A 25897-nucleotide genomic window follows, 5' to 3' on the forward strand; every position below is an offset into this window, starting at 1 on the left:
AGGGCCGTGCCCCCGCGCGCGGCCCTCAGGCCCCCACGGGCTGTTCGAACGCGGCGATCAGCCGTCCCAGGTCGCGCCGCCGGGAGGTGGCCGGCCACACCGCCCAGGTCCGCCGGATCAGCGGGTGGCCCACCAGGGGCGACCAGGCGACGTTCTCCGGGATCGGCTGCGCCCAGTCCGGCGGCGCCAGCGCGAAGGCGTGGCCCGCGCTGACGGCGGCGAGCTTCACCTCGGCGATCAGCTTCTGCCCCTCGGGGGCGTCGGGGCCCAGGTCGAGACCGTGACTGCGCAGGATCGCCGTCAGCTCGTCGTACCAGGCGGGGCTGCCGGAACGCGGGAAGCCCACCCACGGCAGGCCCGCGAGGGCTTCCAGCGCGATGCCGTCCGGGCCGGTCAGCTCCGCGGCCTGTTCGGCAGCGAGCAGGACGCCCAGCCGCTCGCGGACGACGAGCTGGGCGTCGAACTCGGGCCCGGCGGGCCGCTCCCGCAGCAGCGCCACGTCCAGCTCCCCGGCCTGCAGCGCGGCGAGCTGCTCCGCCGTGGACAGGTGCCGGGCCTGCACCAGGGTCTCCGGGAAATCCTCGGCCAGTTCCGCGAGCGGGGCGACGAGCAGTCCCGTCGGCAGTTCGAGCGGGATGCCGATCCGGAGCACCCCGCCGCCCACGGCCGTGTGGCGCGCCATCGCCCGCACCGCCTGGTCGTGCCGGGCGATCACGGCCCGCGCCTCCCCGAGGAGGGTCGCCCCCGCGTCCGTCGGCCGTACCCCGGTGCTGCTGCGCACGAGCAGCTTCACCCCGAGGTGCCGTTCCAGTCCGCCGATGGTCTGGGACAGGGCCGGCTGGCTCAGGTGCAGCCGACGTGCCGCCGCCGACAGCGCCCCCTCCTCGACCACCGCCACGTACGCGCGCAGCTCCCGCATGTCCATGAGCCCATCGCACCATGCCGTCCGCGCCCCTGCCACGAACCGGCAGAAGCGCCGCTTATGGCGTCCTTCGGGGGCGCGCATGGCCACCCGCTTGGGATCGGGGGGCGCGCGAGGTTGCCTGGGGGGAAGGGGGCGCACGACCTCCCGGCCGTACGGAGCGACCTCGTGAGGAGGCAGTCCATGGACACCGGCGACGTCCGACTGGCGGCGATGCACACGGTCTCGCGGCGCCTGGGCGCCACGGTCGGCGGCCTCACCGGCGAGGAACTGCTCCGGCCCTCGTTCGCCGAAGGCTGGAGCATCGCCCAGGTGCTGGTCCACCTGGGCACGGGGGCCGAGTTGTGCACCGCGGCCGTGCGCCGCAGTCTCACCGGGGACCCCACCAGACCCTCACGGGAGGACATCACCGACGTGTACGAGCGGTGGATCCCCCTGAGGCCGGTCGCGCAGCGCGACGCATGGCACGAGGCGGAATCCGGCTTGCTGCGGCTGCTGGACTCCTTCGACGCCGGGGTGCGCGCGTCGGTGACGGTGCCGTACTTCACCGGTCCGGTCGGCTTCACGGACTTCACCGGCTACTGGCTGTCCGAGCAGTCCGTGCACACCTGGGACGTGGAGGTGGGTCTGGACGAGGCCGCCGCCATCCCGGCATCCGAGGTGGCGCTGCTGTGGGACCGGGTCGACATGGTCGCCTCGCGCAGCCGCGACGGGGACACCCTCACCCGGCTCGGCCCGCGCCAGATCGCGGTGGAACTCACCGACCCCGCGCGCACCCTGTGCCTGGCCCTCGGCTCCGAGCTGCACATCCTTCCCTGTGAGGGGGCCGAACCCTCGGGCACGGTGTCCGGACCGTCCGAGGCCGTGCTCCGCCTCGTCTACGGCCGCAACCGCCCCCGGGACGCCGTGACCGCCCGCGACGGCGTCACCCTGGACGACCTGCGCGCGCTCTTCCCGGGTTACTGACCGCCGCGCGGCGACCAAGGCGGGACGCGGGACAGCCGGTCGACATCGGGGCTCTGATCGCCGAAAACCCTCATGGGCGAGAAGGGGACGAGCTTCGTCGCGGTCTGACCTCGGAAACATACGGACGCGGCGAGTGCGGCCGGCAACAGTTCGATGTCCACCGGGTCCGCGACGGCTCCGTCGTCGACGACGCGAAGTGGGTCACTCCGGCGACAGCGAACGGTCCCGCACCTGGTGGCGGGTCGGCCCCGGCGACCGGGCGGGCTCCCGCATCTCCGCGGGGCCCACCCGGCCGCTCCCGGCGGTCCTCAGCGGCGCAGGAGGCGGCGGCTGACGACCGCGCAGATCGCGATCAGCACGGCGGCGAAGCCGAGGAGCGCCAGCCGCTGCGAGACGTACAGCGTGCCCACGCCGAGCCCGAGGACGGGCACCGCCAGGCCGATGTACGCGGCCAGGAACAGGCCCGCGAGGGCCTCGCCGCGGCGCTGCGGCTCCGCCAGGGAGACGACCGTGGACACGGTGCCCTTGAAGAGCACCCCGGCACCGGCACCGGCGGCCATGCCGCCGGCCAGGAACAGACCGAAGCTCGGCAGCCACACGGCCGCGGTCACCGCGGCCAGTCCGCCCACCATCGAGGTGAGGCCGGTCGCCAGTTGGCGCCGGGCGCTGACCCGCAGCAGCAGCGCCTGAGCGCCGGCCGCGCAACCGAAGTCCAGGAACGGCACCAGACCGGCCAGCGCGCGCGACGGGTGGTGCAGCGTACCGGCGACGAACGAGGGCCCCACCGACGTGAACAGACCCAGCACCGCGAAGGCCGCCAGGGTCGCCCCGCAGGCGGCGAAGAACGCCGGGCGGGCCGCCGGGGGGACCGTGACGCGCTGCGGCCGGTAGGCGGGTCGCTCCTCGGCCCGTTCCACGGTCTCCGGTACGAGCGCCACACCCGCGGCGGCGAGCAGCAGCAGCCCGAGGAAGACCAGGTACGGGGTGCGCAGCGGCGCGCCCGCGTACTGGGCGAGCAGTCCGGACACCAGCGGGCCCACCGCGAAGCCGCCCATGTTGGCGGTGGTGGAGATCAGGTCGGAGCGGCCCCGTCCCGCGTGCGGCCGCGCGGTGGTGTGCAGCTCCGACAGGTGCGCGGTGGCCGTGGCGGTGATCATCCCGACGCCCAGCCCGGAGACGACGCGGGCGGCGATCACGACGCCGAGCGACGTGGACGTCAGGAACATCACCGCCGAGAGGGCCTCGACGATCACGGCGGGCAGCAGGACGCGGCGCCGGCCGAGCCAGTCGGAGACGTGCCCGGCGAGGAAGAGGCTCACGACGACCCCGACCGCGTAGGCGGCGAAGGCGACCGTGACCATGAAGGTGGAGAAGCCCTCGCGGGCCTGGTAGAGCGCCCACAGCGGGGCCGGGACGGCGGTGAAGGCCATCGCCACGAGGAAGGCGAAGGCGATGACCCAGAAGCCGGAGCCGTGCCCGAGGGGACGCCGGCGGTCGGAACGGACGGGAGGGCGAGCGGTGACGCCGACGCGGGAGGCGGGCCTGCCGGCGTGCCGTGCGGTGGCCGTCTGGGGGGACACATCTTCTCCTGAGCTGACCGGAATGATTGAACGCTCAAAGAGTGCGCGGGGACGTACCATCGCGTCCAACGATGATTCGTGCTCACGTCGATCAATCTGATGGATGGTCAGTCATGGAGCTACGTCACCTCGAGTACTTCCTCGCCGTCGCCGAGGAGCTGAACTTCACGCGCGCGGCCCGCCGGCTGCACGTGGTGCAGTCCGGGGTGTCGGCGGCCGTCCGGGCGCTGGAGCGCGAGCTGGGGGCGCCGCTGTTCGAGCGCACGTCCAAGCAGGTCGCCCTCACCGCCGCCGGGGAGGCCTTGCTTCCCGAGGCGCGGGCGACCCTGGCCGCCGCGCAGGCGGCCCGGGACGCCGTCGGCCAGGTCGCCGGTGGGCTGCGCGGCACCGTACGGGTCGGCACGATGACCTCCATCGCCCTCATCGACCTGCCGGGGCTCTTCGGCCGCTTCCACGCCGACCATCCCCGGGTCGGCATCCGCCTCAGCGCGTCGATCGGCGGTACCGCGGGCCTCGTCCAGGGCCTCGCCGACGGTGAGCTGGACATCGCGTTCGTCTCGCTGCCCGGCAGGCCGCCGGCCTGGCTGACCGTCCGGTCGCTGGCCACGGTGCCGCTCACGGCGGTCCTGCCCGCCGGCCATCCGGCCGGAGCCGGATCCGCGGTGGACCTCGCCGACCTGGTGGGGGAGCCCTTCATCGACTCGCCCGTGGGCTTCGGGAACCGCCTGGTCGTCGACCGGGCGTTCGCCGCCGCTGGCCTGGAGCGCTTCGTGGTCATCGAGGTCACCGACATCACCATGACCGCCGACTACGTCCGGCAGGGCCTCGGCGTGGCCATCATGCCGTCCTTCGCGGTCGCCGCGGACGACCCGGGCGTGTGCGTGCGCCCCGTCGCGGGCGGACCCCTCGAGTGGTCGCTGGGGGTCGCCTACTCCTCGGTGCGCCGGCCCGGCGCCGCGCTCACGGCGCTGCTGGCGCTCATCGCCCGGTTCGTACGCGTCCCGCCCGGAGCCCCGTGAGGACGGCCGTGGTGACCAGGGCGTACGCCACGTGCGGCACGAGGTCGGAGATCCAGTCCGACCGCGACCAGGTGCGCGGATCGGTCACGCGCAGCACGGTCATCGGGCCGTTGGTGCCGATCAGCGCTCCCACGGTCGCCGTCGCCGTCAGCACGGCCGTCGCCGGGCGCCAGCCGCAGCCCACGGCCAGCCCGAGCGTCGCGCCCATGCCCGCCCCGGCCGCGATGCCGGTGAGGGCGCCCAGCGAGGAGATGCGGTTGCGGCGGGCGGCGTCGTCGCCGGGGATCGGTACGTGCGTGGTCTCGGACAGCCGCTCGACGGTGGTCGCCGGGGCGGAGCTGGCGGCACGGCCGCGCAGCAGCATGTCCAGGTAGCCCACGGTGTTGAGCGCCGTCGTGCCCGCCGCGCCCGCGGCCGCCCCGCACAGCACCCCGTGCACGGGTCCGAAACCGTTGCGGCCCGTCACCGGATCACCGCGCCACGGTCGGGCGCGCCGTCGCGCCGGGGGGAGGGAGTGCCGGTCGTCGCGTGCATACCTTCCAGTAACGCGCCGGACCCCGCACTGCGCCACCGGAGCCGGGGCACGCCCGCCGCCCGGCTCAGGCGCCCGGGGATCCCGGCACGTTGGGGGAGGGGCGGAGATGGGGTACCCCGAGGACTTGCGCGGCATGAGCGTCGGCACCCCGGGTTCCAGCTCACCGCCTGCGTGTGGATGCGCGGCATCCTCGCCGACCGGCACGGTACGGGGCGAGCGCGTCGCCGAGGGCCGCACCCTCTCCGGACCCCTCGCCTCCGGCGAGATCATGCCCAGGGCCTCTCCGGCCGCCGCTGGACCCCGGAGGAGCTCCGCGCCCTGGAGTCGCCGGCGGCGGCGGTCATCTGAGGGTGGGGTCCAGGTCCGTGAGCAGGCGCGCCACGTCCAGGCCCGTGGTGAGGTACTCCACGAAGGTCCCGTTGTTGAGTGCCCAGGGTGAGCGCCGCTCCCGGACCAGCGCGACGGCGGCGGTCACCTCGTGGCCCCTGTCCACGAGCGCCTGCGCCACGACCAGCCCGGAACGGTTGTCACCGGAGTGACAGCGCACCAGTGTGCGGCGTCCGTCCCGCACGGCCCCGGCGAGCGTGCGGGCGAGCCGCTGCACCGCCTCGATCTGCGCCGAGGTGAGCGGCCCGTCCGGGATCTCGGCGACGAGGTGCTCCACGCCGGGTGCCGGGCCGTGCCCGGAGCGCGTGAACAGGCTGACGACGAGGTCGAACTCGCCGCCCGCCACCGCCGGTTGCAGCTCGCCCCTGGCGTCGGTCCAGTAGTGGCCGCCCATCCACAGCCCCGGCACGACCTCGTTCCACGCCGCGCCCGGCGCCGGGACGTCGCGATCCTTCTGACGTGTCCTCATGTCGCCCCCTCCGGTTCCTCCAACGCCGCCCGCCCGGGCAGAGGTTCCCTCTTCCGGAACCCGCTGCATGAACCCGCCCCACCCGGGAACCCGAGCAGTACGGCCGCGCCGCGACCACCCACCCCCCCTGGTCGCCGGCGCGGCCCATCACGTCTGGGGGATCAGCCCGCCGCCTGGAAGGCGCGGCCCGCAGGGGTCGTGTGGGTGCCGTCGGTGAACAGGCCGCTGCTGGGTTCGGCCGGGTCGGCGCCGAGGCCGAACCAGGCGTAGCGCTGGACGTAGGGCAGCGCCTCCAGGGCCTTGGTGGAGGCGGTGACGAAGGCGGCCTGCTGGTCCGGGGTGGGGAAACGGGTGCCGTGGGAGAAGTCGATCAGGGCGTACTCGGTCAGCCAGATCGGCTTGTGGTAGCGCTGGTGGACCGCCTCCAGATAGGACGTCAGCTGCGACACGGCCTCCGCGGTGCGGAAGTCGCCGCCGTACCAGTGCAGGGTGATGAAGTCGACGCGGTAGCCCTTGGCCTGGGCGCCCGACATGAAGCGGTCGAGCCAGCCGCCGGGGGTGGCGCCGTTCGTGGCGACGGCCGGGCTGCCCAGGATCCGGCCGGCGTCCATCAGCCGCGGCCACAGGGTCAGGGCCTGCTCCACCGACATGTTCGACTGCTGGGCCATGTCGGGCTCGTTGAAGCCCAGCAGGTACGGGCCCTGCGCCTTCGCCTGGGCCAGGGAGTCCGCGGTGACGGAGGCGGGCCCCCAGATCATGGGGACGAATCGGCCCGACGGCGGCGAGGCGACGCCCTGGTGGCCCGTGGACCAGGTGTAGTACCAACTCGCACCGGACGAGGTGAGGGCTCTGCCCACGCCGGGGAAGGTCCACACACCGACGCCCTTCTTGCCGGACGAGGCGACCCGCACCACGGGTGCCTGCCGGGTCGGCTTCGGTGACGGGGCCTTCTTCGTGGGCTTCTTGGAGGGGCTCGGCGAGGGCGACGGGCTGGGGGAGCGGGGCGAGGCCGTGGCCGTCTCCGTGGCGGCCGGGGCGGAGGCCGCCGGGAGCGCGTCCGCCTGCGGCGCCGGCGACGGACCGGTCAGGAGCCGGGTGGCGACGAGCGCCGCGGCCACCACCGCCGCGACGGCCGCCCCGCCGAGGACGGGGGTCCTCAGCCCGCGCGACGCGGCCCGGCCGGTGGCCCGGTGGGCGCCGCGCGCGGCCGGACGGGGCGCGGGTGCGGGCCCGGTCCCGGCCTGCCCGGTCACCTCGGCGACCACCCGCCCCGGGTCCAGCGCCGGCGGCACCGCGAGCAGCGGCAGCCCGCTGAGCAGCCGGTCCATGGGGAGCAGCCCCTCCTCCATCCCGCCGCAGACACCGCACTCGCGGATGTGCCGGGCGAACCGCTTGCGCCACAGCGGGCTCGGCACGCCGTCCCAGGTGGCGGCCGTCGCCCGCAACTCGCCGCAGCCGGGCGCCGCGGCCAGCGCCCGGACGACCACGCGGGAGGCCTCCATCTGCTTCTTCATGCGCTGCACCCGTACCGCCGCGTGCCGGTCCGAAAGGCCCAGCGCGGCGGCGAGGTCGGCCCGGTCCAGCTCCCCGGTCTCCTCCAGCCACCACAGCGACAGCAGCTCCCGGTCGTCCTCGTCCAGCCACCGGGTGGCCTCGGCGACCTCACGGCGCTGCTCGGTGAGCCCGAGGCGCAGGATCGTCAACCCCGCGAAGTCCAGGGCCGGGTCCGGTATGCGCTCGGCGTCCTCCAGGCCGGCGCTGCGGTGCCGGGCCACGGCACGGTCCCGCTCACGGTCGCGGACCTGCCGGATCGTGATCGCCACCAGCCAGGACCGGAACGCCGCCGGGTCCCGCAGCTCCGACAGCCCCCGCACCATGCGCAACAGCGTCTCCTGTACGACGTCGTCGACGTCGGCATGGCCGTCCAGCGCCCGTCCGACGATGTTGTAGACCAGCGGCAGGCACTCCGCCACCAGCCGGTCGAGGGCCTGCCGGTCGCCCGAGCGTGCCGCCACCACCACCCCGGCGCCGGGTCCGCTCCGGTGCGTCTTGCGCATGTGGCCCCACTCTTCCCTACTTGGTCTCGCCGTCCACGACCGCGCGGCCGTCCGGCGACCGCGATGCCTCCACCTACAGGAGACGGGCCGCGCGTGCCCGGACAACACAAATCCCGCAGGGTCCGTCAGCGGATTTGTGTTGTCCGCCGGTGGCCCCGGCGGTCCCCGATACGTGCGTACGCACCAGGCGAGGACGAGGAAGGCACAAGAATGGCACGACACAGCCGGCACGGAACCGGATCCAGGACCGGGCGCGGACGGTGGGCGGCCGTCGCGGTGCTCGCGGTGGCCGGGATCGTGGTCACGGCGCTGATCGCCGGGGGCGCGCTGTCACCGTTCCGGCCCGGCGGGGCGACGGCCGAAGGCGGGCGCGGCGCCACCACGGCCCACGGCACGTCCACCGCCCCCTCCCGCGGGACGCCTCCGTCCGTGTCACCCTCGCCCTCGGCCACGCTCCCCTCACCGAGCGCCCGTCCTTCGGGAACGCCCGGCCCCACGGCCGCCACCGCCACGAAGACCCCCGGGACACGACGGACGTCCGCCGCCCCCACCCCGCCCGGCACGCGGCTGATCACCCTGGTCAACCGCACGCAGGAAACCGTCTGGGCGGTCGTCACCGACTCGCCGGCCTATCCGCGGGGACGCCGGCTCGCCCCCGGGCAGGGCACCTCGCTCACGGTGCCGGACGGCTGGGGCGGCCGCATCTGGGGCCGGACGGGCTGCGACTCCACGGCCGCGGGGCCCTGCCGTACCGGGGACTGCACATCGGTGTGCACCGGGCCCAACCCGCCCACCACGCTGGGGGAGTTCAGCTTCGACGCCTACGCGGGCATGGACTTCTACGACGTCAGCATGGTCGACGGCGCCAACCTGCCCATGTACATCAACATCTCCCGCACCACCACCCGCGACCCGGTCAGCCCCGACGGCTGCTACCGCGGGGCGTGCACCGAGCCGGTCGACTGCCCGGCCGCCATGCAGGCGAAGGCCGGCGGGCAGGTGATCGGCTGCAAGCCGCCCTGCGCGGCCTTCGGCGGCGACGCCTACTGCTGCCGCGGTGCCTGGGCGGGCCGCGAGCACTGCGTGCCGTCGAAATGGCCCGTCGACTACACCCGGGTCTTCAAGGACGCCGCGCCGTACGCCTACTCGTACGCCTTCGACGACGCGGCGACCATGGCGTGCAAGGGCCGGTGCGACTACCGGGTGACCTTCGGCACCACGGGGTAGCCCGCGGCACGCTACGTGGCGGAGGGCACGGCGCAGCTCGGCGAGGCCCGCCGGGCTGCCCGGGTCCTCCCAGCCCCGGGCGCGTTTGTCCCGAGTAGCTGCTAAAGTCGAAGTCATAACTTCTGTTCTAGCAGTCACCCGGAGTGCAGTGTGAGCGTCGCCCTGAACGAATCCCTCGCCGGCCGTCGTGCCCTGGTCACCGGCGGCACCAAAGGCGTCGGCGCGGCCGTCGCCCGCAGGCTGGCCGAGGCCGGTGCGACCGTCCTGGTGACGGCCCGCCACGAGCCCGCGGACGCCGACCCGAAGACCTTCGTCGCGGCGGACCTGACCACCCCCGAGGGGGCCGCCGCCGTCGTTCGCGAAGTGATCGACCGGGTGGGCGGGGTGGACGTCCTCGTCAACAACCTCGGCCACTCCGAGGCGCCCGCCGGAGGCTTCGCGGCGCTGGACGAGGACGACTGGGTGAAGGAGCTGAACACCAACCTCCTCGCCGCCGTCCGCCTCGACCGCGGCCTGCTCCCCGGCATGATCGAGTCCGGAGGGGGCGCCGTCGTCCACGTCACCTCGATCCAGCGCCGCATGCCGTTGTGGAACGGCACCCTCGCCTACGCCGCGGCCAAGGCCGCCCTGGCGACCTACAGCAAGGGCCTGGCGAACGAGGTCGCGCCCTACGGCGTCCGCGTCAACACCGTCTCGCCGGGCTTCGTCCGGACGGCGGCCGCCGACGCCCTCGTCGACCGCATCGCCCGCGAGGCGGGCATCTCGGCCGAGGCCGCCCTCGGGCGCCTGATGGACTCCCTCGGCGGCATCCCCCTCGGCCGGCCCAACGAACCCGCGGAGGTCGCGGAGCTGGTGGCCTTCCTCGTCTCCGACCGCGCGTCGGCCATCGTCGGCGCCGAACACGTCATCGACGGCGGCACCGTCCCCACCCTCTGACCGGCCCCCTCCCCTGGAAGGACCACGATGAACACCACCGGCCCGCAGTCCATCCCCACCACCGGCCTCCCCGAGGTGATCACCCGTTACCTGGCCGCCCACCGCGTCCGCGACACCGCCACCGCCCTCTCGGCCTTCACCGGCGACGCGGTCGTGACGGACGAGGGCGCGACACGGCACGGCACGGCGGCGATCCGGGAATGGCTGGAGACCGCGGCGAGCGAGTACACCTACACCACGGAACTGACCGGCGCCGAGCGCGCCGACGCCCACCACTACGTCGCCGTCCAGCACCTCGAGGGGAACTTCCCCGGCGGCACCGTCGACCTGCGCTACCAGTTCGCCCTGCGCGACGGCCTCATCGAACGCCTGGTGATCGGGGCCTGACCCCCGGATCCGTCCCCGACGGGGGGTGCCAGGGTTGCTGCTAACATGAAAGCCACAGCCTGCGCCGACCCTGGCACCAACCGCACGGAGGTGGTCGACATGGTGAGCCGCATCCGGCTGGAGGACCGTGAGTGCCCGCTGTCGACGACCGTCGGGCACGTCGGCGAGTGGTGGACGCTGCTCATCCTGCACGACGCCTTCGACGGGTACACCCGCTTCGACCAGTTCCAGGAGAACCTCGGCATCTCGTCGAGCATGCTCACCACCCGCCTGAAGACCCTCGTCGAGGACGGGCTGCTCGAACGGCGGCCGTACCAGACCCACCCGACCCGCTACGAGTACCTCCTCACCGACCTCGGCCGCTCGCTGCGCCCGGTCGTCGTCGCCCTTGCCGCATGGGGCAACTCCCGCCTGGCGCCGGAGCAGCGCAGCATGATCCTGGTCGACGCGGAGACCGGCGAGGAGGTCGACCCGGTCGTGGTCGACGCCGCCACGGGCCGGCGGCTCGACGACAGCGAGGCCTTCGTCTACGCCGCGGGGCCCGCCGCGAGCGAGATCATGCGTGCCCGCTACGCGGGCCGCGACCGTACCTGACCCACCGGAGGAAGAGGTCCCGTGCCCACCGCGGACGAACTGCTCGGCCCCGCCGCCGTCGCCGGGCTCGCCGACTGCCTGACGGCGGCCAGCCAGGCACCGATGGCCGCCGCGGTGCGCGACGCCCTTCCCGCGCTCGACGGCCTGGCACTGCGTGAACGCAGCGACCTCGTCCGGGACGCGATGCTCGCCTCCGGCCCGACGGATCCCGCGGCCCTGGAGGCCGTCGTCCGGGCCGCGCTGCCCGACCCGCGCTTCACCGGCTGGATGATCTGGCCGGTCACCGAGGCGGTCGCCGCCCTCGCCTCCGGGACCCCCGAGGGCACGGCCTTCGAGGACGGACTCCACCTGCTGGCGGACCTGACCCCGCGCCTGACCGCCGAGTTCGCCATCCGCCGCCTGCTCAACGCCGACCTCGACCGGGCGCTCGCCGTCGTCACCCGATGGACCGAACACCCCGACGAGCACGTACGCCGCCTGGCCAGCGAGGGAACCCGCCCCCGCCTGCCGTGGGCGGTGCGCGTACCGGCGATCCTCGCCCGGCCCGAGGCGACCCTGCCGATCCTGGGCGCTCTCTACAAGGACCCCTCGGAGTACGTCCGCAGGTCCGTCGCCAACCACGTCAACGACATCAGCCACGCCCGGGTGGAGCTGGCCGTGGAGACGGCCCGGCGGTGGTCGGTGGCCCCCGACACCCACACGCCCCGGCTCGTCCGCCACGCGCTGCGCACCGCCGTCAAGCGCGGCGACCAAGGAGCCCTGGCACTGCTGGGGTTCGAGCCCGCCAGGGGCCTGACCGTCGAAGGGCCCTCCGTGGCCCGGCCCGTCGTCGAGGTGGGCGGGGAACTGCGCTTCGCCTTCACCCTGGAGAACCACGGCGACACGCCGCTCCGCCTCGTCGTCGACTACGTCGTGCACTACCGCAAGGCCAACGGCACCACGGCGCCCAAGGTCTACAAGCTGACGACCCGCACCCTCCAGCCGGGGGAGCGGAGCGAGCACACCGGCACCCGCTCCTTCAAGCCGATCAGCACCCGGGTCTTCCACCCCGGGGAGCACTCCCTCGAACTGCAGGTCAACGGCGAGCCGCGCGGCAAGGTGCCCTTCGACGTCGTCACCGTCTGACACACCGCTCGATACGCTGTCGCGTGTGAAGAGGAAGCAGGCGGCCGCCGAGCAGCCGACGCTGGACGCCGTCGCGCAGACGGCGCTCGCCGTCATCGACGAGGACGGGCCCGCCGGGCTCAGTTTCCGCGCCGTGGCCACGCGCCTGGGCGTCTCGCACGCCACGGTCTTCCGGCGCTGCGGCGACTTCGACGGGCTGCTGAGCGCCTGCGCCGACCACGTCGCCGCGTCGCTGGCCCTGGTGCCCCTGGAGGGCGACTGGGCCGCCGCGACGGAGACCCGCTTCACCGGCCTGTACCGCCTGCTCACCCGGCATCCGGGACTGGTGGCGCTGCGCGCCGGCCGTTCCTGGCTGGGCCCGCAGATGCTGGGCCGGCTCGTCGAGCCGCAGATGGCCCACAGCGTCGCCGCCGGCATGGACGCCGGGACGGCCATCCGCGTCTACCGCCGGCTCTACCTGCTCACCCTCGGCGCCGTCGCCTTCGGCGACCAGCGCGACGAGAAGAAGGTCGTCGCCTCCGCCCGCACGGCCCTGGCCGCGCTCGACCCCGAGGACTTCCCCACGCTGACCGGTGCGGTGAACGTCGTCCTCCCCGCCCTGGTCGACCACGAGGTCTACTACGAGGCGCTGCGCGCCCTCATCCACGCCGCCAGCGCCGAGCACCTCCCGGCCGGGCACCGCTGACGACGCGCGCCCGTGGGCCGAGGTGCCGGGTCACGATCGTGCGCAGCCCTTCCACCTCCGGTCCGCCGCCCAGGCCCCACTTCGGCAGCAGGCTCATGCTGCCGAATCCGTCGCCGTGGACCAGCAGGAAGAGCCGCGGCGTCTCGACGTAGTGGGTGAGCGACGTCCAGGGCACCTTGAACTCGGTGAAGGCGGAGGCGGTGCGGATGCCGTCGTCGTCCACGCTGATGGTGCATTCGCCCTGGGACCGGGCGTACGCGGTCGCCTTCCGCAGTTGGCGGCGCCGGTCGAACACTCCGGCCACGAGCCAGGTCAGCGTTCCCAGGCCGCCGCCGACGGTCAGACCGGTGATGTCGGCCGCATCGGGAGCGAACACTCGCAGTCCGACGATCACAGCGACCATGACGGCGGCGAAGAACAGCGGGCCACGCCAGAGCTCGAGGCGGCGCCTCTGCGCGCCGAGCACCTCGGCGATGTCGTCCGTGCCCGGCAGCCAGGTGAACTCGACGGCTCGTACTCCGTCGCTGGCCGTTCCCGTGGAGGACTGTTCCCGCATGTCGTTCGTCACCGCGGCATTCAACCTCCCCAGGGGCTGCGGGCGCCAGGCCCGTGGCGTTCCGTCGGATGGACCCTCAGGAGACGCGCACCAGGTCGGACGGATCCGTGTTCGCCCCGCAGACGATGACGGCGACGCGCTCGCCGGGGGCGGGGCGGTGGGCGCCGGAGGTGAGGGCGGCGAGGGCGGTCGCGGCGCCGTGCTCGACGGCGAGGCGGCGGTGGTCCCACAGCGTGCGGCGGGCCGCGACGATCGCCTCGTCGGGGACGAGGACGGAGCGCACGCCGTCCTTCAGCGCCCACTCCAGGGCCGTGCGGGAGGCCCGGCGCGCGCCCAGGGAGTCCGCCGCGACGGACCGGACGGGTACGTCCACCACCTCGCCGGCCGCGACGGCCGCGTGCAGCGCGCACGACCCCTCGGGCTCCACCGCCACCACCCGCACCCCGTGCTCCAGCGCGGACGCCGCGACCCCGGCGAACAGTCCGCCGCCCCCGACCGCGACGACCACCGTGTCCAGGCCGGGGAGCGCCGCGACGATCTCCTCCATCAAGGTCCCCGCCCCGGCCGCGATGAGCGGATGGTCGTAGGCGTGGGACTCCAGCGCGCCGCTCTCGGCGGCGTACTTCTGCGAGGCCTCCAGGGCCTCGGCGTACTCGCTGCCGACTTGGCGCACGTCCGCGCCAAGGTCGCGCAGCTTCCCGACCTTGACCGCGGGCGCCGTCTCGGGGACGAAGACCGTGGCGGGCACGCCGTGCCGGGCTGCGGCCCAGGCACATGCCAGGCCCGCGTTGCCCCCGGAGGCGATGACCACACCGGCCTCGGGCATGGCGTCCCGCTCGACGTGGCGGCGGACGAAGTTGAACGCACCGCGCGCCTTGAACGACCCCGTGTGCTGCATGGACTCCAGCGCCAGCCAGCCCTGTACGGCGGCGCCGAACGCCCCCTGGTCCACCGGGGCGAGCGTGACGGGGCGGATGTGCCCGGAGATGCGGGCGGCCGCGGCCCGTACGTCGGCGTGGGTGATGGTCACGGTTCTCTCCGGGCGGGTGATGGAGTCGTCGTCCGGAGAAACAGTGTAACAACCACTGTTCCGGCAGGTCGGGCCGCGGGTGGGACGATCAGCGGAGGACGAGCCGGTGCTCACCGGCCGGCACCAGCTCCCCGATGACCGGGGCACCGGGCAGTTCCCCGGCCACCAGAAGGCCGCCGGAGGTCTGGGCGTCGGCCAGCAGCAACCGGGTCACCTCGTCGGCGCCGCCGAAGTCGGTGTGCGGGGCGACCCAGTCCAGGTTGCGGCGCGTGCCGCCGCTGACGTAGCCGTCCGTGGCGGCTTCCCGCGCGCCCTCGAGGTACGGGACCGCCGAGGCGTGGACGACGGCGCTCACCCCGGAGGCGCGGGCGAGCTTGTACAGGTGGCCCAGGAGCCCGAAGCCGGTCACGTCGGTCGCGCACACCGCGCCCGCCGCCAGTGCCTGCGCGGCGGCGTCCCGGTTGAGCGTGGTCATGGTCTGCACGGCCTGCGGGAAGACCTCGCCGGTCGTCTTGTGTCGGTTGTTGAGGACGCCCAGTCCCAGGGGCTTGGTCAGCGACAGCGGCACACCGGGCCGGCCGGCGTCGTTGCGCAGCAGGCGGTCCGGGTCGGCGGTGCCGGTGACGGCCATGCCGTACTTCGGCTCCGGGTCGTCGACGCTGTGGCCGCCGCCCACGGCGCAGCCCGCCTCGGCCGCGACGTCCAGCCCCCCGCGCAGCACCTCCCGGGCCAGTTCCAGCGGCAGGACGTCCCGCGGCCAGCACAGGAGGTTGACGGCCACCAGCGGGGTGCCGCCCATGGCGTAGACGTCGGAAAGGGCGTTGGCGGCGGCGATCCGCCCCCAGTCGTACGGATCGTCGACCACCGGGGTGAAGAAGTCGGCGGTGCTCACCACCGCCCGTGCGCCGGATCCGCCGGGCAGCCGGACGACGGCGGCGTCGTCGCCGGTGTCCAGGCCGACGAGCAGGTCGGCCCCGAGTGCGCCCGCCATGCCTTCGGGGGTCAGCCCCGCCACCATCTGCTCCAGTTCCCCTGGGGGGATCTTGCAGGCGCAGCCGCCGCCGTGGGCGTACTGCGTCAGTCGCACGCTGTCCTGCCGGACGCCGGTTCCCGTCATGGCTGCTGTGGTCCTTCCGCTGTGGGGCCGGGCGTGGTCGCGCGGGCCCGGGTGACATCGCCGTGTGGCGGGTTGACTTGGGTGGTGGCCGGCTGTTCCATGGGCCTCCGGTCCGGCGGGGAGACGTAAGGGTGCCTGGTGGCCCTCCCGGTCTTCAAAACCGAGGTGTCCGAGCAACTCGGGCAGGCGGGTTCGATTCCCGTCCGTCTCCGCGGGCCGCTCCGCCCCGGTGCCTCAGCCCTCATCGGACTCGCCCGGCGCCTGCGCGGCGCCCGCCCCGAGGCAGCGGCGGACGGCACCGTCCAGCCGGACGGTGCGGCCCTGCCGGTCCAGGTGTTCCAGTAGAGGGATGACGACGCGCCGGGTGGTGTCCAGGGCCCTGCGCGCCTCGCTCGCGGTGAACGGCTGCTCCAGCCCGGCCAGTACGGCCGCCGCCCGCGCGTCCGCGCCCGGCAGCAGCACGAGGCCCTCGCCGATCCTCAGCAGCGCGCCCGCCGATTCGGCCGCCGCCAGGAGCTTGGGGGTCAGCCCGAGCTGCTCCAGCCGTTCGGCCTCCGGCGCGCGGAACGGCGTACGTGCCAGATCGGCGCGCACCGCCTCGACGGCGGCCTGGGCCGCGGGCGGCAGCGTCGGGCGGGCGTGGCTCCCGTACAGCCTGCCGTCGCCGTGCCGCAGGCCCGGTACGGCCGAGGCGAGTGCCTCCACCAGGGTGCGGTCCGGCAGGCCGAGTGCCTGGCGGGCCGACTCCAAGGGCATGCCCGGCTCCAACGGGTGACCTACGGCGTGCTCCTCGACCGCCTCCCGCAGCCGCTCACGCAGCGCCGCCCAGTGCTCCGGGTCCGCCAGCCAGTCGCCCGCCACCGGGTCGCCGGGCGCCGGGACCCCCATCGCGAGCAGTTCGGGGCGCCGGACCAGCCCACGGCGGCGCAGTTCCGCCGCCCCGTCCGCGGCCCCTGTGAAGGACCGGAGTTCGGCGGCCCGCGCCGCCGCAGCGCCACGGCGGGTCAGCCGGGGCGGACGGACGTCGAGGACGGTGAGCCCCGCGGGGATACGGTGCCGCCCCGGGTCGCGCAACAGGGCCGTGTCGGCGACCCGCAGGGGCAGCGCCGTCGCCAGCCGCAGGCGCGCACTGTCGTCGCCGAGCGGACGGACCGTCACCGGCACGGCGGCCGAGCCGGCGTGCAGCATGAGTTCGCGGGGGAGGTCGCCGGAGGGGTCGCCGCGCAGCCGCACGTCGACGAGGTCGGTGGTCAGCCAGCGGTCCGGGGTGAGGAGCGCGTCCCCGCGCCGCAGGTCGCCCGCTGCGGGCCCGGTGACGTTGACCGCCAACCGGGCGACCGCGCCCACCTCCTGCCTCGGCTCCTTCAGGGACTCCAGGCCCCGCACGCGCAACGGCCGTCCGTCACGGGCGAGATGGAGGTGGTCGCCGACCCGGAGGGTGCCCGCCGCGAGCGTGCCGGTGACGACCGTGCCCCGGCCCCGCACGGTGAACGCGCGGTCGACCCACAGCCGTACGTCCGCCGCCGGATCGGGGGCGGGCAGCCCGCCCGCCAGCCGGACGAGGGCCGCCCGCAGTGCGTCGAGGCCCGCGCCGGTGACGGGGCTGACGGCCACGCATTCCACGTCGCCGAGCGAGGACTCCGCGATGCGGGCCCCGGCCTCCTTGCGTGCCGCGTCGGGGTCGGCGAGGTCGCAGCGGGAGACGGCCAGGACGCCGTGCCGCACGCCGAGGGCGTCCAGGACGGCGAGGTGCTCCTCGGACTGCGGCTGCCAGCCCTGGTCTGCGGCGACCACGAAGAGCACCGCGGGAACCGGGCCGACACCGGCCAGCATGTTGCCCACCAGGCGCTCGTGGCCGGGCACGTCCACGAAGGCCACGTCCCCCGCGCCGGGGAGCCGCGTCCACACGAACCCGAGGTCCAGCGTCATGCCGCGCCGGCGCTCCTCCGCCCAGCGGTCGGGCTCCATCCCGGTCAGGGCCCGCAGCAGCGCGGACTTGCCGTGGTCGACGTGGCCCGCGGTGGCGACGACGTGCACGTCAGCCCTCCGTCCCCGGCAGGATGCCGACCCGGCGCACGGCCACCGCCAGCTCCTCGTCCGCCTCCTCCGGCACCGCCCGCAGATCGAGCAGGCACCGGCCCTCCTCCACGCGGGCCAGTACGGCGGGATCGGCCCGCCGCAGCAGGACCGCGTACGCGGCGGGCAACGACACGGCGGCGCTGGGCAGGGTGACGCCGGGGGCACCGCCCCCGCCGACGACCGCCAGCGAGTCGCACGCGTGGCTGTCGAACCCGTCGGCACGCAGCCCGGCGGCCAGGCGTCCGGCGCGGTCCCGCAGCCGTGCGGGGTCGGCGTGCAGCGCCGTCCGGGTCGGGGTGGCGGGACCGCGGACGGTCGCCTCCAGGGCCGCCAGGGTCAGCTTGTCCACGCGCAGCGCACGGGCCAGCGGGTGGCGGGCGAGCCTGCGCACCAGGTCGGCGCGGCCCAGCACGAGGCCGCACTGCGGTCCGCCCAGCAGCTTGTCGCCGCTGGCGGTGACCAGGGAGGCCCCCGCGCGCAGCCAGCTCGTCGCGTCGGGTTCGTCCGGCAGCACCGGGTCGGGGACCAGCAGCCCGGAACCGATGTCGGCCACCACGGGCACGCCGAGCCGCGCCAGTTCCGCGACGGGCACGTCCCGGGTGAAGCCGGTGATGCGGAAGTTGGACGGGTGCACCTTGAGGACGAACCCGGTGTCCGGCCCCACGGCCGCCGCGTAGTCCTCCGGCGCGGACCGATTGGTCGTCCCCACCTCGCGCAGCCGGGCGCCCGTGGAGACCAGCAGGTCGGGCAGCCGGAAGCCGTCCCCGATCTCCACCAGCTCACCGCGGCTGACGACGATCTCCCGGCCCTGTGCGAGCGCCGTGGCCGCCAGCACCAGCGCCGCGGCGCCGTTGTTGACCACATGGGCCGCCTCGGCGGCGGGCACCTGCCGCAGCAGCGCCTCCAGCGCCGAACGCCCCCTGCGGGAGCGCGCGCCGGTGGCGAGGTCCAGCTCCACGTCCGTCGTCCCGGAGGCGGCCAGCACCGCGTCGCGGGCCGCCCCCGACAGCGGGGCACGACCGAGGTTCGTGTGCAGCAGCACGCCGGTGGCGTTGAGCACCGGACGCAGCCCGGCGGCGGTCGCCGGGAGCGCCGCGACGGCCCGCTCGGCGAGTTCGTCGACGGGGACCTCTCCGGACCGCGCCCGCTCCTGTACCCCGGCCACCACCTCCTTGACCACGGTGCGCCCGAGCCGATCCGCGGCCGCGGCGAGCCGGGGGTCGGCGAGCAGCGTGTCCGTGCGGGGCACCCGGCGGCGCGCGTCGGCGGGCGGGGAGGGAGCGGTGGAGGTCCGGTCGCGGTCCATCAGCAGCACCTTCGCTCTGGCCTGGCTGCGGCCAAGGGTACGGCGGCGGTGGCCGCGGGGCGCTCCCGCCACACCGTGCGCAGCCCGGTGCCGCGGGATGCTGTGGTCCGGGGCTTGCGGTTGCCGCAGCGGCAACTTCTACCGTCCTGACCAGGGCCGGAGGGACCGGCCCGAGGAAGCGGTCGTGAGGGAGCGGCGATGGAGTGGCCGATCGCGGAGGTCGCCCGGATGTCCGGCGTCACCGCCCGGACCCTGCGGCACTACGACGAGACGGGTCTGCTGCCGCCTGCCAGGACCGGCGCCGGCGGTCACCGCTACTACGGGCCGGCGCAGCTCCTGCGGCTGCAGCAGATCCTCGTCCTGCGGACGCTGGGGCTCGGCCTGCCCGAGATCGGCCGGGTCCTCGCCCGGCAGGTCGACGAGGTGGACGCGTTGCGCGGGCACCACCGGCGGCTGCTCGCCGAACGGGACCGGCTCGACGCACTCGCCCGCACCGTCTCCCGCACGATCGCCGGACTGGAGAAGTCAAGGAAGGACGGCACACCCATGGACGCCATCAACCGCCCCGACAACCTCTTCGAAGGCGTGCGGCCGGACCAGTACGGCGAGAGCCTGCGCGACTTCCCCGAGCACGCCGAAGCGGTCGCCCGCAGGACCGCCGGCATGAGCGAGGCCGAGATCGACGCCGGGCAACGCGAGCGCACCGCACAGATGATCCGGCTGGCCGAGCTGATGGCCGCCGGCGTCCCGGCCGACGGGGCACCCGCCCAGGCCGAGGCCGATGTCCAGTACCGCGCGCTCACCGCCATGCGCCCCGTCACCGCCGACGAGTACCGGGCGATCGGGCGCGCCTGCGTCGACGACGAGCGGTGGCGCACCGCGTACGAGGCGATCGCGCCGGGCCTCGCGGCCTACCAGCGCGACGTCAACCTGGCCTACGCCGACTCCCGGCTGGGCTGAGCACCCGGGCCAACGGTGGGGTCGTGACCGGCCGCCGGTATGTGCCGGAAGCCGTTCACGCCCGGGCGCCGGCGGGCCGGACCGGCCCGTGGCGGCCTCGTTCGACCATGGCGCCGCACCACCGGGCGCAGCACCCTCCGCGCACCCGCTGGCGCCAAGGGCCGCCGGGGCGTGGCTGCGTCGTGGCAGGGGTCAGTGCGGTGAGCGCGTCACCCGGCGCGACGCACTCGGACGCCTCGCGCGGGCCGCCTCCGTCATGGGCCCGCCCACGGCGGCTCCCACACGGCTGCGCCGGGCGAGGTCGGCCCGGTCATCGCAGCGTCACGCCCCGGCGCAGCGGTCGTCGTCCTCGGCGCGTGCCTTGCGCTGGGGTTTCACCACGTAGGCGGGGTCCTTCGTGGAGGTGACGCCCGCTTCGAAGGTGCCGAAGCGTTGCAGGACGCTGCCCGCCATCGGGGCCGGTCCGCCCACGGCGGCGCGGACGCGGCTGCGCCGGGCGGGGTCGGCGCGGTCGTCGCACCGCCGGTGTGAGGGCCCGTGACGGGCGGGTGCCCGGGGGTCACGTCCCGGCGGGACCGTCGTGGTCCTCGGCGCGTGCCTGGAGGCGTTCGCGCTGGGGTTTCACCACGTAGGCGGGGTCCTTCGTGGAGGTGACGCCCGCTTCGAAGGTGCCGAAGCGTTGCAGGACGCTGCCCGCCATCAGGGCCAGTCCGCCCACGGCGGCGCAGACGCGGCTGCGCCGGGCGAGGGTCAGCGCGGTGAGCGCACCGCCCAGGGTGAGGTACTCGGACGCCTTGCGCAGGCGGTGCGGCCGGCCGGTGGTGTAGGCCTCCGTCACCAGGCCCGGGCGCCGGTCGATCAGGCGGGAGGCGACGACCTCGGCCGCCGCGCCGACCGCGCCGAGCCGCCGCGCGGGGCCCGCCTCGGCCACGGGGGCCAGGAGCATGCCCAGGCCCGCGCCGCTCGCCGCCGCCGAGCCGGTGAAGACGAACGGCAGCTCGCCACGGGCGTCGTGCCATGCCGGTACGGCCGTCTGCGACAGGAGCACGGCCGTGTACGAGGCGACGCCCGGCGCGAGCAGGGCCGCCGACAGTCCGGCCGGGCGGGCGGCCGCGCGGAGCAGCTTCCCGGGCAGCGTGGCGCGCACTCCCGCGGGCAGCACCTCGGCCGCGGCCGCCAGGGCGCTGCCCGGCCCGTACGCGACGAGGATCCAGGTGCCCACCGACATGGGCGAACTCGGCTTGGCGACCCGCAGCATGTGGTGGAAGCGCTCCGGCCGCCCGAGGTCCGCGACGAGCAGGTACATGCTCGCGAGCAGGGCGCCGAAGCCGCCGACCCGGCCCGCCCGGGCCAGCCCGGGACGCCGCGTCAGGTCCGCGCCCGCCGCGAGCAGCGCGGCGCCGGCCGACAGCCCGCCGGTGAACAGGTACGCGGGGATCTTCCACTCCCACACCGGCGGCTTGAGCACCGGACGCCCGTAGTACGAGCGGAACGTGGCCCGCGGCACCATGGGGCGCTCGCGGCTCCCGTCGTCGTCGCGGCCGCCCCGGCCGTGCCGCACGGCCCGGTCGCCGCTCACCGCCGCCTCCCGCCGAGGAACACCGCGGCCGAGGCGGCGAGCAGCGCCGACGCCGCCACGCCCGCGTGCTTCCACATCGACGCCAGGTCGCGGGTCGGCACGACCGGGTCCGGCGGGAGCCCGTACACCTCCGGGTCGTCGAGCAGCAGGAAGAACGCGCCGTCCCCGCCGACGCCGTCGTCGGGGTCGCGTCCGTACAGCTGGGCCTCGGGCACCCCCGCTTCGTGCAGCGTCTCCAGACGCCGGTCGGCGCGTTCGCGCAGCTCGTCAAGGGGGCCGTACTGGATGGAGTCGGTGGGGCAGGCCTTGGCGCACGCCGGTTCCATGCCGTCGCGGAGCCGGTCGTAGCACATGGTGCACTTCCAGGCCCGGCCGTCGTCGGGCCGCCGGTCGATGACGCCGTACGGGCAGCCGGACACGCAGTAGCCGCAGCCGTTGCAGATGTCGGGCTGGACGACGACCGTGCCGAACTCGGTGCGGAACAGCGCGCCGGTGGGGCACACGTCCAGGCAGCCGGCGTGCGTGCAGTGCTTGCACACGTCCGAGGACATCAGCCAGCGGAACTCGCTGCGGGCCTCCGCGCCCGTCCCGGCGCCCGGCAGGTCGAAGGAGGGGAAGCCCAGGTCAACCGGGGCGGTTCCCAGGTCGCCGCCACCGCGCTTCGCGACCTCCAGGGCGTCGGCCACCACCTCCTCCGTCGCCTCCGTCGCGGACGGGCCCACGGGCAGCCCCGCCAGCCCCGCGTCCTGGCGGCCGAGCGGCCGCTGCTGCTCGATGAAGGCGACGTGCCGCCACGAACTCGCGCCGAGCATGCCGGTGTTGTCGAACGACATGCCCAGCAGGTCGATGCCGTCCTCGGGGATGGCGTTCCACTCCTTGCAGGCCACCTCGCACGCCTTGCAGCCGATGCACACGGAGGTGTCGGTGAAGAAGCCCATGCGCGGCGGGTGGTCGCGGTGGCCGGCGTCCTCGGCGGGGTCCGCGAGCGGCCCGTAGAAGCTGTTGTCCTGCGTCATGACGGCTCCTCCGGCGGGTCCGGTTCGAGGTGCGCCCGCTCGGCGCGGCCGCCTGCCGTCGCTATGCGGGTGCCGGTCTCCGGCGTGATCCCGGCGCGGCGGCGGTAGTCCTCGACGTACGTGAGCAGTTCGGGCCCCCGCGGGCGCCGCCCGGGCCGGACGTCGCAGGTCAGCACCTTGCTCTCCTGGATGAACACGTTCGGGTCGGCCACCACGCCGATCAGGTCGTTGACCACGTCGCCCTTGGTGAGCCCGGTCTGGCCCCAGTGGTAGGGCATCCAGACCTGGTGGACGACCCGTCCGTCGACGCGCAGCGGCGCCATCCGGTCGGTCACCATCACGCGCGCGTCGACCGCGGTCCTGCTGGTGACCACATGGGCCCAGTCCAGGTGGCGCAGCCCGCGCTCGGCCGCCAGCTCCGGCGAGACCTCCACGAACAACTCCGGCTGGAGCTCCGCCAGGTAGGGCAGCTGCCGGCTCATCGCGCCCGCCGTGTGGTGCTCGGTCAGCCGTGCCGCGGTGAACACGTACGGGAACACCTCGGAATGCGCCTCGGGCGGCGCCGGGTTGGACGGGTTGTCGGGGCGACCGTAGACCTTGCGCACCGGGTTGCCCTGCTGGCCGTAGAGCAGGTTGCGCATCGGCGACTCGTGCGGCTCGTAGTGCGTGGGCAGCGGGCCGTCCGCGAGCCCGGCCGGGGCGAACAGCCAGCCCTTCCCGTCGCGCATCATGATGAACGGGTCGTCGCCGTCGAGCGCCTCGACGCCCGACGCGCCCTCCGGTGCCCGGTAGTCCGGCGGCTTGTGCTTCTCGAAGTCCGGGGTGTCGTGGCCGGTCCACTCACCCGCCTCCGCGTCCCACCAGACCAGCTTCTTCCGCTCGCTCCAGGGCCGCCCCTGCGGGTCGGCGGAGGCGCGGTTGTACAGCACCCTGCGGTTGAGGGGCCATGTCCAGCCCCATTCGGCGTCGTACGGGCCCGTCTCGAAGCGCGAGGTCCGGCGCCGGGACTGGTTGGTCTCGTTCGCGTAGACGCCGCTGTAGATCCAGCAGCCGCAGGCGGTGGTGCCGTCGGCCTTCAGGTCGGGGTAGCCGTCGACCGTCCGGCCGGTCCGCAGGTCGATGCCGTTGATGTGGCGCAGCACGTCCGCCGGGGACGGCTCGTCGCCCTCCGTCTCGTAGTCCCAGGCCAGGTCCAGCAGGGGGCGGTCGCGTTCGTCGGCCGAGCCGGCCAGCTTCTCCTTCAGCAGCACGCCCAGTTGGTGGAAGAACCACAGCTCCGACCGCTGGTCCCCGGACGGTTCGACGGCCTGGTCGCGCCACTGGAGCATCCGCTGCGTCTGGGTGAAGGTGCCGGCCTTCTCCACGTGCGAGGCGGCGGGGAAGAAGAACACCTCGGTGCGGCACCGCTCGGTGGCGATCTCCCCGGTCTCGATCTCGGGCGCGTCCTTCCAGAACGTGGCGCTCTCGATCATCGTGAGGTCGCGCACGACCAGCCAGTCGAGGTTCGCCATGCCCAGGCGCTGCAGCCGCCCGTGGGCCGAGCCGACCGCGGGGTTCTGCCCCAGCAGGAAGTAGCCGAAGACCTTCCCGCCGTCGACCATGTCCATCACGGTGCGGTAGGTGCCGTGGTCACCGTTGATCCGGGGCAGGTAGTCGAAGCAGTAGTCGTTCTCGGCGGTCGCGGCGTCGCCCCAGTACTCCTTGAGCAGCGAGACCGTGTAGGCGTCGGCGGCGCCCCAGAACCCCTTCTGCCCCCGGCCGCGGACCCCTTCCAGGTACGTGGCCAGGTCGTCGTGGGTGGTGTCCGGCATCGGCAGGTAGCCCGGCAGCAGGTTGAAGAGCGTGGGCACGTCCGTGGAACCCTGGATGCTGGCGTGGCCGCGCAACGCGAAGATCCCGCCGCCCGGGCGGCCGATGTTGCCCAGCAGCAGCTGGATGATCGACCCGGCCCGGATGTACTGGGCGCCCACCGAGTGCTGGGTCCAGCCGACGCTGTACACCAGCGCGGTGGTGCGCTCCCGGCCGGAGTTCTCCGTCCAGGCCCGGCACACTTGCAGGAACAGCTCCTGCGGCACGCCGCAGATGCGCTCCACCATCTCGGGGGTGTAGCGGGAGAAGTGCCGCTTGAGCACCTGGAACACGCAGCGCGGGTGCTCCAGCGTGGGGTCGGACTCGATCCCTCCCGCGGCCCCCTCGATGAACGGGCCGCCCGCGCCGTGCTGGAACGGGGCGGACGACTCCTTGAGGTGGTGGCCCGGCCGCTCCTCCATGGGGGCGCTCGCGTACGTCCAGCTCGACGCGTCGTACGCGGCGGTGTGCGGGTCGTACCCGCTGAACAGCCCGTCCAGGTCCTCGGTGTCCTGGTAGCGCTCGCTCAGCAGGAAGGGCGCGTTGGTGTACGCCTCCACGTACTCCCGGAAGTCGAGGTCGTGCGTGAGGATGTGGTTGATCACGCCGCCGAGGAACGCGATGTCGGTGCCGGCCCGGATGGTGACGTGCTGGTCCGCGTGCGCGCTCGTCCGCGTGAACCGCGGGTCGATGTGGATGACCCTGGCACCGCGCGCCTTGGCCTCGATGACCCACTGGAACCCGACCGGATGGGCCTCGGCCATGTTGGATCCCATGATGACGATGCAGTCGGAGTTGACCAGGTCCTGCTGGTAGTCGGTGGCGCCGCCACGTCCGAACGAGGCTCCCAGACCGGGAACCGTGGCGGAGTGTCAAATGCGGGCCTGGTTCTCGATCTGCAGGGCGCCCAGGGCGGTGAACAACTTCTTGATGAGGTAGTTCTCCTCGTTGTCCAGCGTCGCCCCGCCGAGACTGGCCAGGCCCATGGTGCGGCGCAGCGTCCTGCCGTCCGCGTCCGTGTCCTGCCAGCCCTTGCGCCGTGCGTCGAGCACCCGGTCGGCCACCATGTCCATGGCCGTGTCCAGGTCCAGCTCCTGCCAGGCGGTGCCGTACGGCGGGCGGTAGAGCACCCGCTGCTCCCGCTGGGGCCCGGTGACCAGCTGCTTGCTGGCCGAGCCCTTCGGGCACAGCCGGCCGCGGGAGATCGGGCTGTGGGGGTCGCCCTCGATCTGCACGACCTTCTCGTCCTTGACGTACACCCGCTGCGCGCAGCCCACGGCGCAGTAGGGGCACACCGAGCCGGCCACCCGGTCGGCGCTCTCCGTGCGGGCCCCGAGCGTGGCCGACCGGGCCGACTGCGCGGCCTTCCCCCGGCCCAGCGGGTCCGTCCCGGTGAGCTGCCGGTACACCGGCCATGCCTCGATCCACCGTTTCACGCCCATCCGCGTGCTCCTTCGTGCGGGGGCCTTGCCCTTCGTCCGCCTTTTCGACGCTACCGCTCGGGGGGCCGCCCGCAA

General features: G+C 74.5%; 23 protein-coding genes and 1 tRNA gene. 10 read left to right on the plus strand and 14 right to left on the minus strand.

Going from position 1 to position 25897, the window contains the following annotated elements; genetic code table 11:
• Positions 1 to 25: 25 nt before the first annotated feature.
• Complete coding sequence (locus tag ACFYYN_RS38340) at positions 26 to 925, minus strand: LysR family transcriptional regulator (protein ID WP_500549447.1); 900 nt, start codon at positions 923 to 925, stop codon at positions 26 to 28.
• 180 nt (positions 926 to 1105) lie between these two features.
• On the opposite strand from ACFYYN_RS38340, the gene ACFYYN_RS38345 reads away from it, so the two are divergent.
• Positions 1106 to 1888: a maleylpyruvate isomerase N-terminal domain-containing protein gene (locus ACFYYN_RS38345; RefSeq protein ID WP_500549448.1), complete on the plus strand. Its 783-nt coding sequence runs from the start codon at positions 1106 to 1108 to the stop codon at positions 1886 to 1888.
• A 308-nt stretch (positions 1889 to 2196) separates the two neighbouring features.
• Here ACFYYN_RS38345 and ACFYYN_RS38350 read toward each other — a convergent pair whose 3' ends face one another.
• A complete protein-coding gene (locus ACFYYN_RS38350) occupies positions 2197 to 3468 on the minus strand; it encodes an MFS transporter (RefSeq protein WP_500549449.1) in 1272 nt (423 codons plus the stop codon).
• A 113-nt stretch (positions 3469 to 3581) separates the two neighbouring features.
• Here ACFYYN_RS38350 and ACFYYN_RS38355 point away from each other — a divergent pair, with 113 nt between their 5' ends.
• Positions 3582 to 4487, plus strand: coding sequence for a LysR family transcriptional regulator (locus ACFYYN_RS38355; protein ID WP_500549450.1), 906 nt, complete (start codon positions 3582 to 3584; stop codon positions 4485 to 4487).
• On the opposite strand, the gene ACFYYN_RS38360 is transcribed toward ACFYYN_RS38355, so the two are convergent.
• The 3 genes from ACFYYN_RS38360 to ACFYYN_RS38370 all read right to left on the minus strand — a co-directional run bounded on the left by ACFYYN_RS38360 (position 4447) and on the right by ACFYYN_RS38370 (position 7935).
• The gene (locus ACFYYN_RS38360) at positions 4447 to 4953 is read right to left on the minus strand and encodes a hypothetical protein (RefSeq protein WP_500332275.1); all 507 of its coding nucleotides are present in this window, start codon (positions 4951 to 4953) and stop codon (positions 4447 to 4449) included. The genes ACFYYN_RS38355 and ACFYYN_RS38360 overlap by 41 nt on opposite strands.
• 409 nt (positions 4954 to 5362) lie before the next feature.
• A complete protein-coding gene (locus ACFYYN_RS38365; protein ID WP_500549451.1) occupies positions 5363 to 5878 on the minus strand; it encodes a protein-tyrosine phosphatase family protein in 516 nt (171 codons plus the stop codon).
• A gap of 161 nt (positions 5879 to 6039) precedes the next feature.
• On the minus strand, positions 6040 to 7935 hold the full coding sequence (locus tag ACFYYN_RS38370; RefSeq protein ID WP_500549452.1) for a sigma-70 family RNA polymerase sigma factor: 1896 nt from the start codon (positions 7933 to 7935) through the stop codon (positions 6040 to 6042).
• A 210-nt stretch (positions 7936 to 8145) separates the two neighbouring features.
• On the opposite strand from ACFYYN_RS38370, the gene ACFYYN_RS38375 reads away from it, so the two are divergent.
• The 6 genes from ACFYYN_RS38375 (at position 8146) to ACFYYN_RS38400 (ending at position 12889) form a co-directional block, all read left to right on the plus strand.
• The gene (locus ACFYYN_RS38375) at positions 8146 to 9162 is read left to right on the plus strand and encodes a thaumatin family protein (RefSeq protein ID WP_500549453.1); all 1017 of its coding nucleotides are present in this window, start codon (positions 8146 to 8148) and stop codon (positions 9160 to 9162) included.
• Positions 9163 to 9312: 150 nt separating this feature from the next.
• Entirely contained in the window at positions 9313 to 10098 is a 786-nt protein-coding gene (locus ACFYYN_RS38380) for an SDR family oxidoreductase (protein WP_500549454.1), read from the plus strand.
• Between the two features lie 27 nt (positions 10099 to 10125).
• Complete coding sequence (locus ACFYYN_RS38385) at positions 10126 to 10485, plus strand: nuclear transport factor 2 family protein (RefSeq protein ID WP_500549455.1); 360 nt, start codon at positions 10126 to 10128, stop codon at positions 10483 to 10485.
• 99 nt (positions 10486 to 10584) lie between these two features.
• Positions 10585 to 11079: a winged helix-turn-helix transcriptional regulator gene (locus tag ACFYYN_RS38390; RefSeq protein ID WP_500549511.1), complete on the plus strand. Its 495-nt coding sequence runs from the start codon at positions 10585 to 10587 to the stop codon at positions 11077 to 11079.
• A 21-nt stretch (positions 11080 to 11100) separates the two neighbouring features.
• Positions 11101 to 12204 carry a DNA alkylation repair protein gene (locus tag ACFYYN_RS38395; RefSeq protein WP_500549456.1) on the plus strand — a complete coding sequence of 368 codons (1104 nt, stop codon included), beginning with the start codon at positions 11101 to 11103 and terminating at the stop codon, positions 12202 to 12204.
• A gap of 25 nt (positions 12205 to 12229) precedes the next feature.
• Entirely contained in the window at positions 12230 to 12889 is a 660-nt protein-coding gene (locus ACFYYN_RS38400; protein ID WP_500549457.1) for a TetR/AcrR family transcriptional regulator, read from the plus strand.
• Here ACFYYN_RS38400 and ACFYYN_RS38405 read toward each other — a convergent pair.
• The 3 genes from ACFYYN_RS38405 to selD all read right to left on the minus strand — a co-directional run bounded on the left by ACFYYN_RS38405 (position 12843) and on the right by selD (position 15592).
• Positions 12843 to 13457, minus strand: a complete 615-nt coding sequence (locus ACFYYN_RS38405; protein ID WP_500549458.1) for a YcxB family protein — start codon at positions 13455 to 13457, stop codon at positions 12843 to 12845. The genes ACFYYN_RS38400 and ACFYYN_RS38405 overlap by 47 nt on opposite strands.
• Before the next feature lie 64 nt (positions 13458 to 13521).
• Entirely contained in the window at positions 13522 to 14475 is a 954-nt protein-coding gene (locus tag ACFYYN_RS38410; protein WP_500549459.1) for a threonine/serine dehydratase, read from the minus strand.
• A gap of 88 nt (positions 14476 to 14563) precedes the next feature.
• A complete protein-coding gene (gene selD / locus ACFYYN_RS38415) occupies positions 14564 to 15592 on the minus strand; it encodes a selenide, water dikinase SelD (RefSeq protein WP_500549460.1) in 1029 nt (342 codons plus the stop codon).
• A 119-nt stretch (positions 15593 to 15711) separates the two neighbouring features.
• On the opposite strand from selD, the gene ACFYYN_RS38420 reads away from it, so the two are divergent.
• Positions 15712 to 15805 (plus strand) — tRNA-Sec (locus ACFYYN_RS38420).
• 21 nt (positions 15806 to 15826) lie between these two features.
• Here the strand turns inward: ACFYYN_RS38420 and selB are convergent.
• A complete protein-coding gene (gene selB / locus ACFYYN_RS38425; protein WP_500549461.1) occupies positions 15827 to 17629 on the minus strand; it encodes a selenocysteine-specific translation elongation factor in 1803 nt (600 codons plus the stop codon).
• Between the two features lies 1 nt (position 17630).
• Positions 17631 to 18977: an L-seryl-tRNA(Sec) selenium transferase gene (gene selA / locus ACFYYN_RS38430; RefSeq protein WP_500549462.1), complete on the minus strand. Its 1347-nt coding sequence runs from the start codon at positions 18975 to 18977 to the stop codon at positions 17631 to 17633.
• Positions 18978 to 19175: 198 nt separating this feature from the next.
• On the opposite strand from selA, the gene ACFYYN_RS38435 reads away from it, so the two are divergent.
• On the plus strand, positions 19176 to 19937 hold the full coding sequence (locus tag ACFYYN_RS38435; RefSeq protein ID WP_500549463.1) for a MerR family transcriptional regulator: 762 nt from the start codon (positions 19176 to 19178) through the stop codon (positions 19935 to 19937).
• 321 nt (positions 19938 to 20258) lie between these two features.
• Here ACFYYN_RS38435 and ACFYYN_RS38440 read toward each other — a convergent pair whose 3' ends face one another.
• The 4 genes from ACFYYN_RS38440 to fdh form a co-directional block, all read right to left on the minus strand.
• Positions 20259 to 20390 (minus strand): hypothetical protein, encoded by a 132-nt coding sequence (locus ACFYYN_RS38440; protein ID WP_500549464.1) that lies wholly within the window; start codon positions 20388 to 20390, stop codon positions 20259 to 20261.
• A gap of 106 nt (positions 20391 to 20496) precedes the next feature.
• Positions 20497 to 21516: an NrfD/PsrC family molybdoenzyme membrane anchor subunit gene (nrfD, locus tag ACFYYN_RS38445; protein WP_500549465.1), complete on the minus strand. Its 1020-nt coding sequence runs from the start codon at positions 21514 to 21516 to the stop codon at positions 20497 to 20499.
• The gene (locus tag ACFYYN_RS38450) at positions 21513 to 22532 is read right to left on the minus strand and encodes a 4Fe-4S dicluster domain-containing protein (RefSeq protein WP_500331816.1); all 1020 of its coding nucleotides are present in this window, start codon (positions 22530 to 22532) and stop codon (positions 21513 to 21515) included. The genes nrfD and ACFYYN_RS38450 overlap by 4 nt, the downstream gene beginning before the upstream one ends.
• Complete coding sequence (gene fdh / locus ACFYYN_RS38455) at positions 22529 to 25822, minus strand: formate dehydrogenase (RefSeq protein ID WP_500549466.1); 3294 nt, start codon at positions 25820 to 25822, stop codon at positions 22529 to 22531. The genes ACFYYN_RS38450 and fdh overlap by 4 nt, the downstream gene beginning before the upstream one ends.
• Positions 25823 to 25897: the final 75 nt, after the last annotated feature.

Origin of the sequence: Streptomyces sp. NPDC001902 (assembly GCF_042891295.1) — a bacterium.
Classification (GTDB): Bacteria; Actinomycetota; Actinomycetes; order Streptomycetales; family Streptomycetaceae; genus Actinacidiphila.

Excerpts from the sequence above, each read along its gene's own strand:
- ACFYYN_RS38345 (WP_500549448.1), top strand. The coding sequence starts at position 1,106 with ATGGACACCGGCGACGTCCGACTGGCGGCGATGCACACGGTCTCGCGG.
- ACFYYN_RS38370 (WP_500549452.1), bottom strand. The coding sequence starts at position 7,935 with ATGCGCAAGACGCACCGGAGCGGACCCGGCGCCGGGGTGGTGGTGGCG.
- ACFYYN_RS38440 (WP_500549464.1), bottom strand. The coding sequence starts at position 20,390 with ATGGCGGGCAGCGTCCTGCAACGCTTCGGCACCTTCGAAGCGGGCGTC.
- ACFYYN_RS38450 (WP_500331816.1), bottom strand. The coding sequence starts at position 22,532 with ATGACGCAGGACAACAGCTTCTACGGGCCGCTCGCGGACCCCGCCGAG.
- ACFYYN_RS38385 (WP_500549455.1), top strand. The coding sequence starts at position 10,126 with ATGAACACCACCGGCCCGCAGTCCATCCCCACCACCGGCCTCCCCGAG.
- selD (WP_500549460.1), bottom strand. The coding sequence starts at position 15,592 with ATGACGGGAACCGGCGTCCGGCAGGACAGCGTGCGACTGACGCAGTAC.
- ACFYYN_RS38375 (WP_500549453.1), top strand. The coding sequence starts at position 8,146 with ATGGCACGACACAGCCGGCACGGAACCGGATCCAGGACCGGGCGCGGA.
- ACFYYN_RS38340 (WP_500549447.1), bottom strand. The coding sequence starts at position 925 with ATGGACATGCGGGAGCTGCGCGCGTACGTGGCGGTGGTCGAGGAGGGG.
- ACFYYN_RS38355 (WP_500549450.1), top strand. The coding sequence starts at position 3,582 with ATGGAGCTACGTCACCTCGAGTACTTCCTCGCCGTCGCCGAGGAGCTG.
- selA (WP_500549462.1), bottom strand. The coding sequence starts at position 18,977 with ATGGACCGCGACCGGACCTCCACCGCTCCCTCCCCGCCCGCCGACGCG.
- ACFYYN_RS38365 (WP_500549451.1), bottom strand. The coding sequence starts at position 5,878 with ATGAGGACACGTCAGAAGGATCGCGACGTCCCGGCGCCGGGCGCGGCG.
- ACFYYN_RS38435 (WP_500549463.1), top strand. The coding sequence starts at position 19,176 with ATGGAGTGGCCGATCGCGGAGGTCGCCCGGATGTCCGGCGTCACCGCC.
- ACFYYN_RS38390 (WP_500549511.1), top strand. The coding sequence starts at position 10,585 with ATGGTGAGCCGCATCCGGCTGGAGGACCGTGAGTGCCCGCTGTCGACG.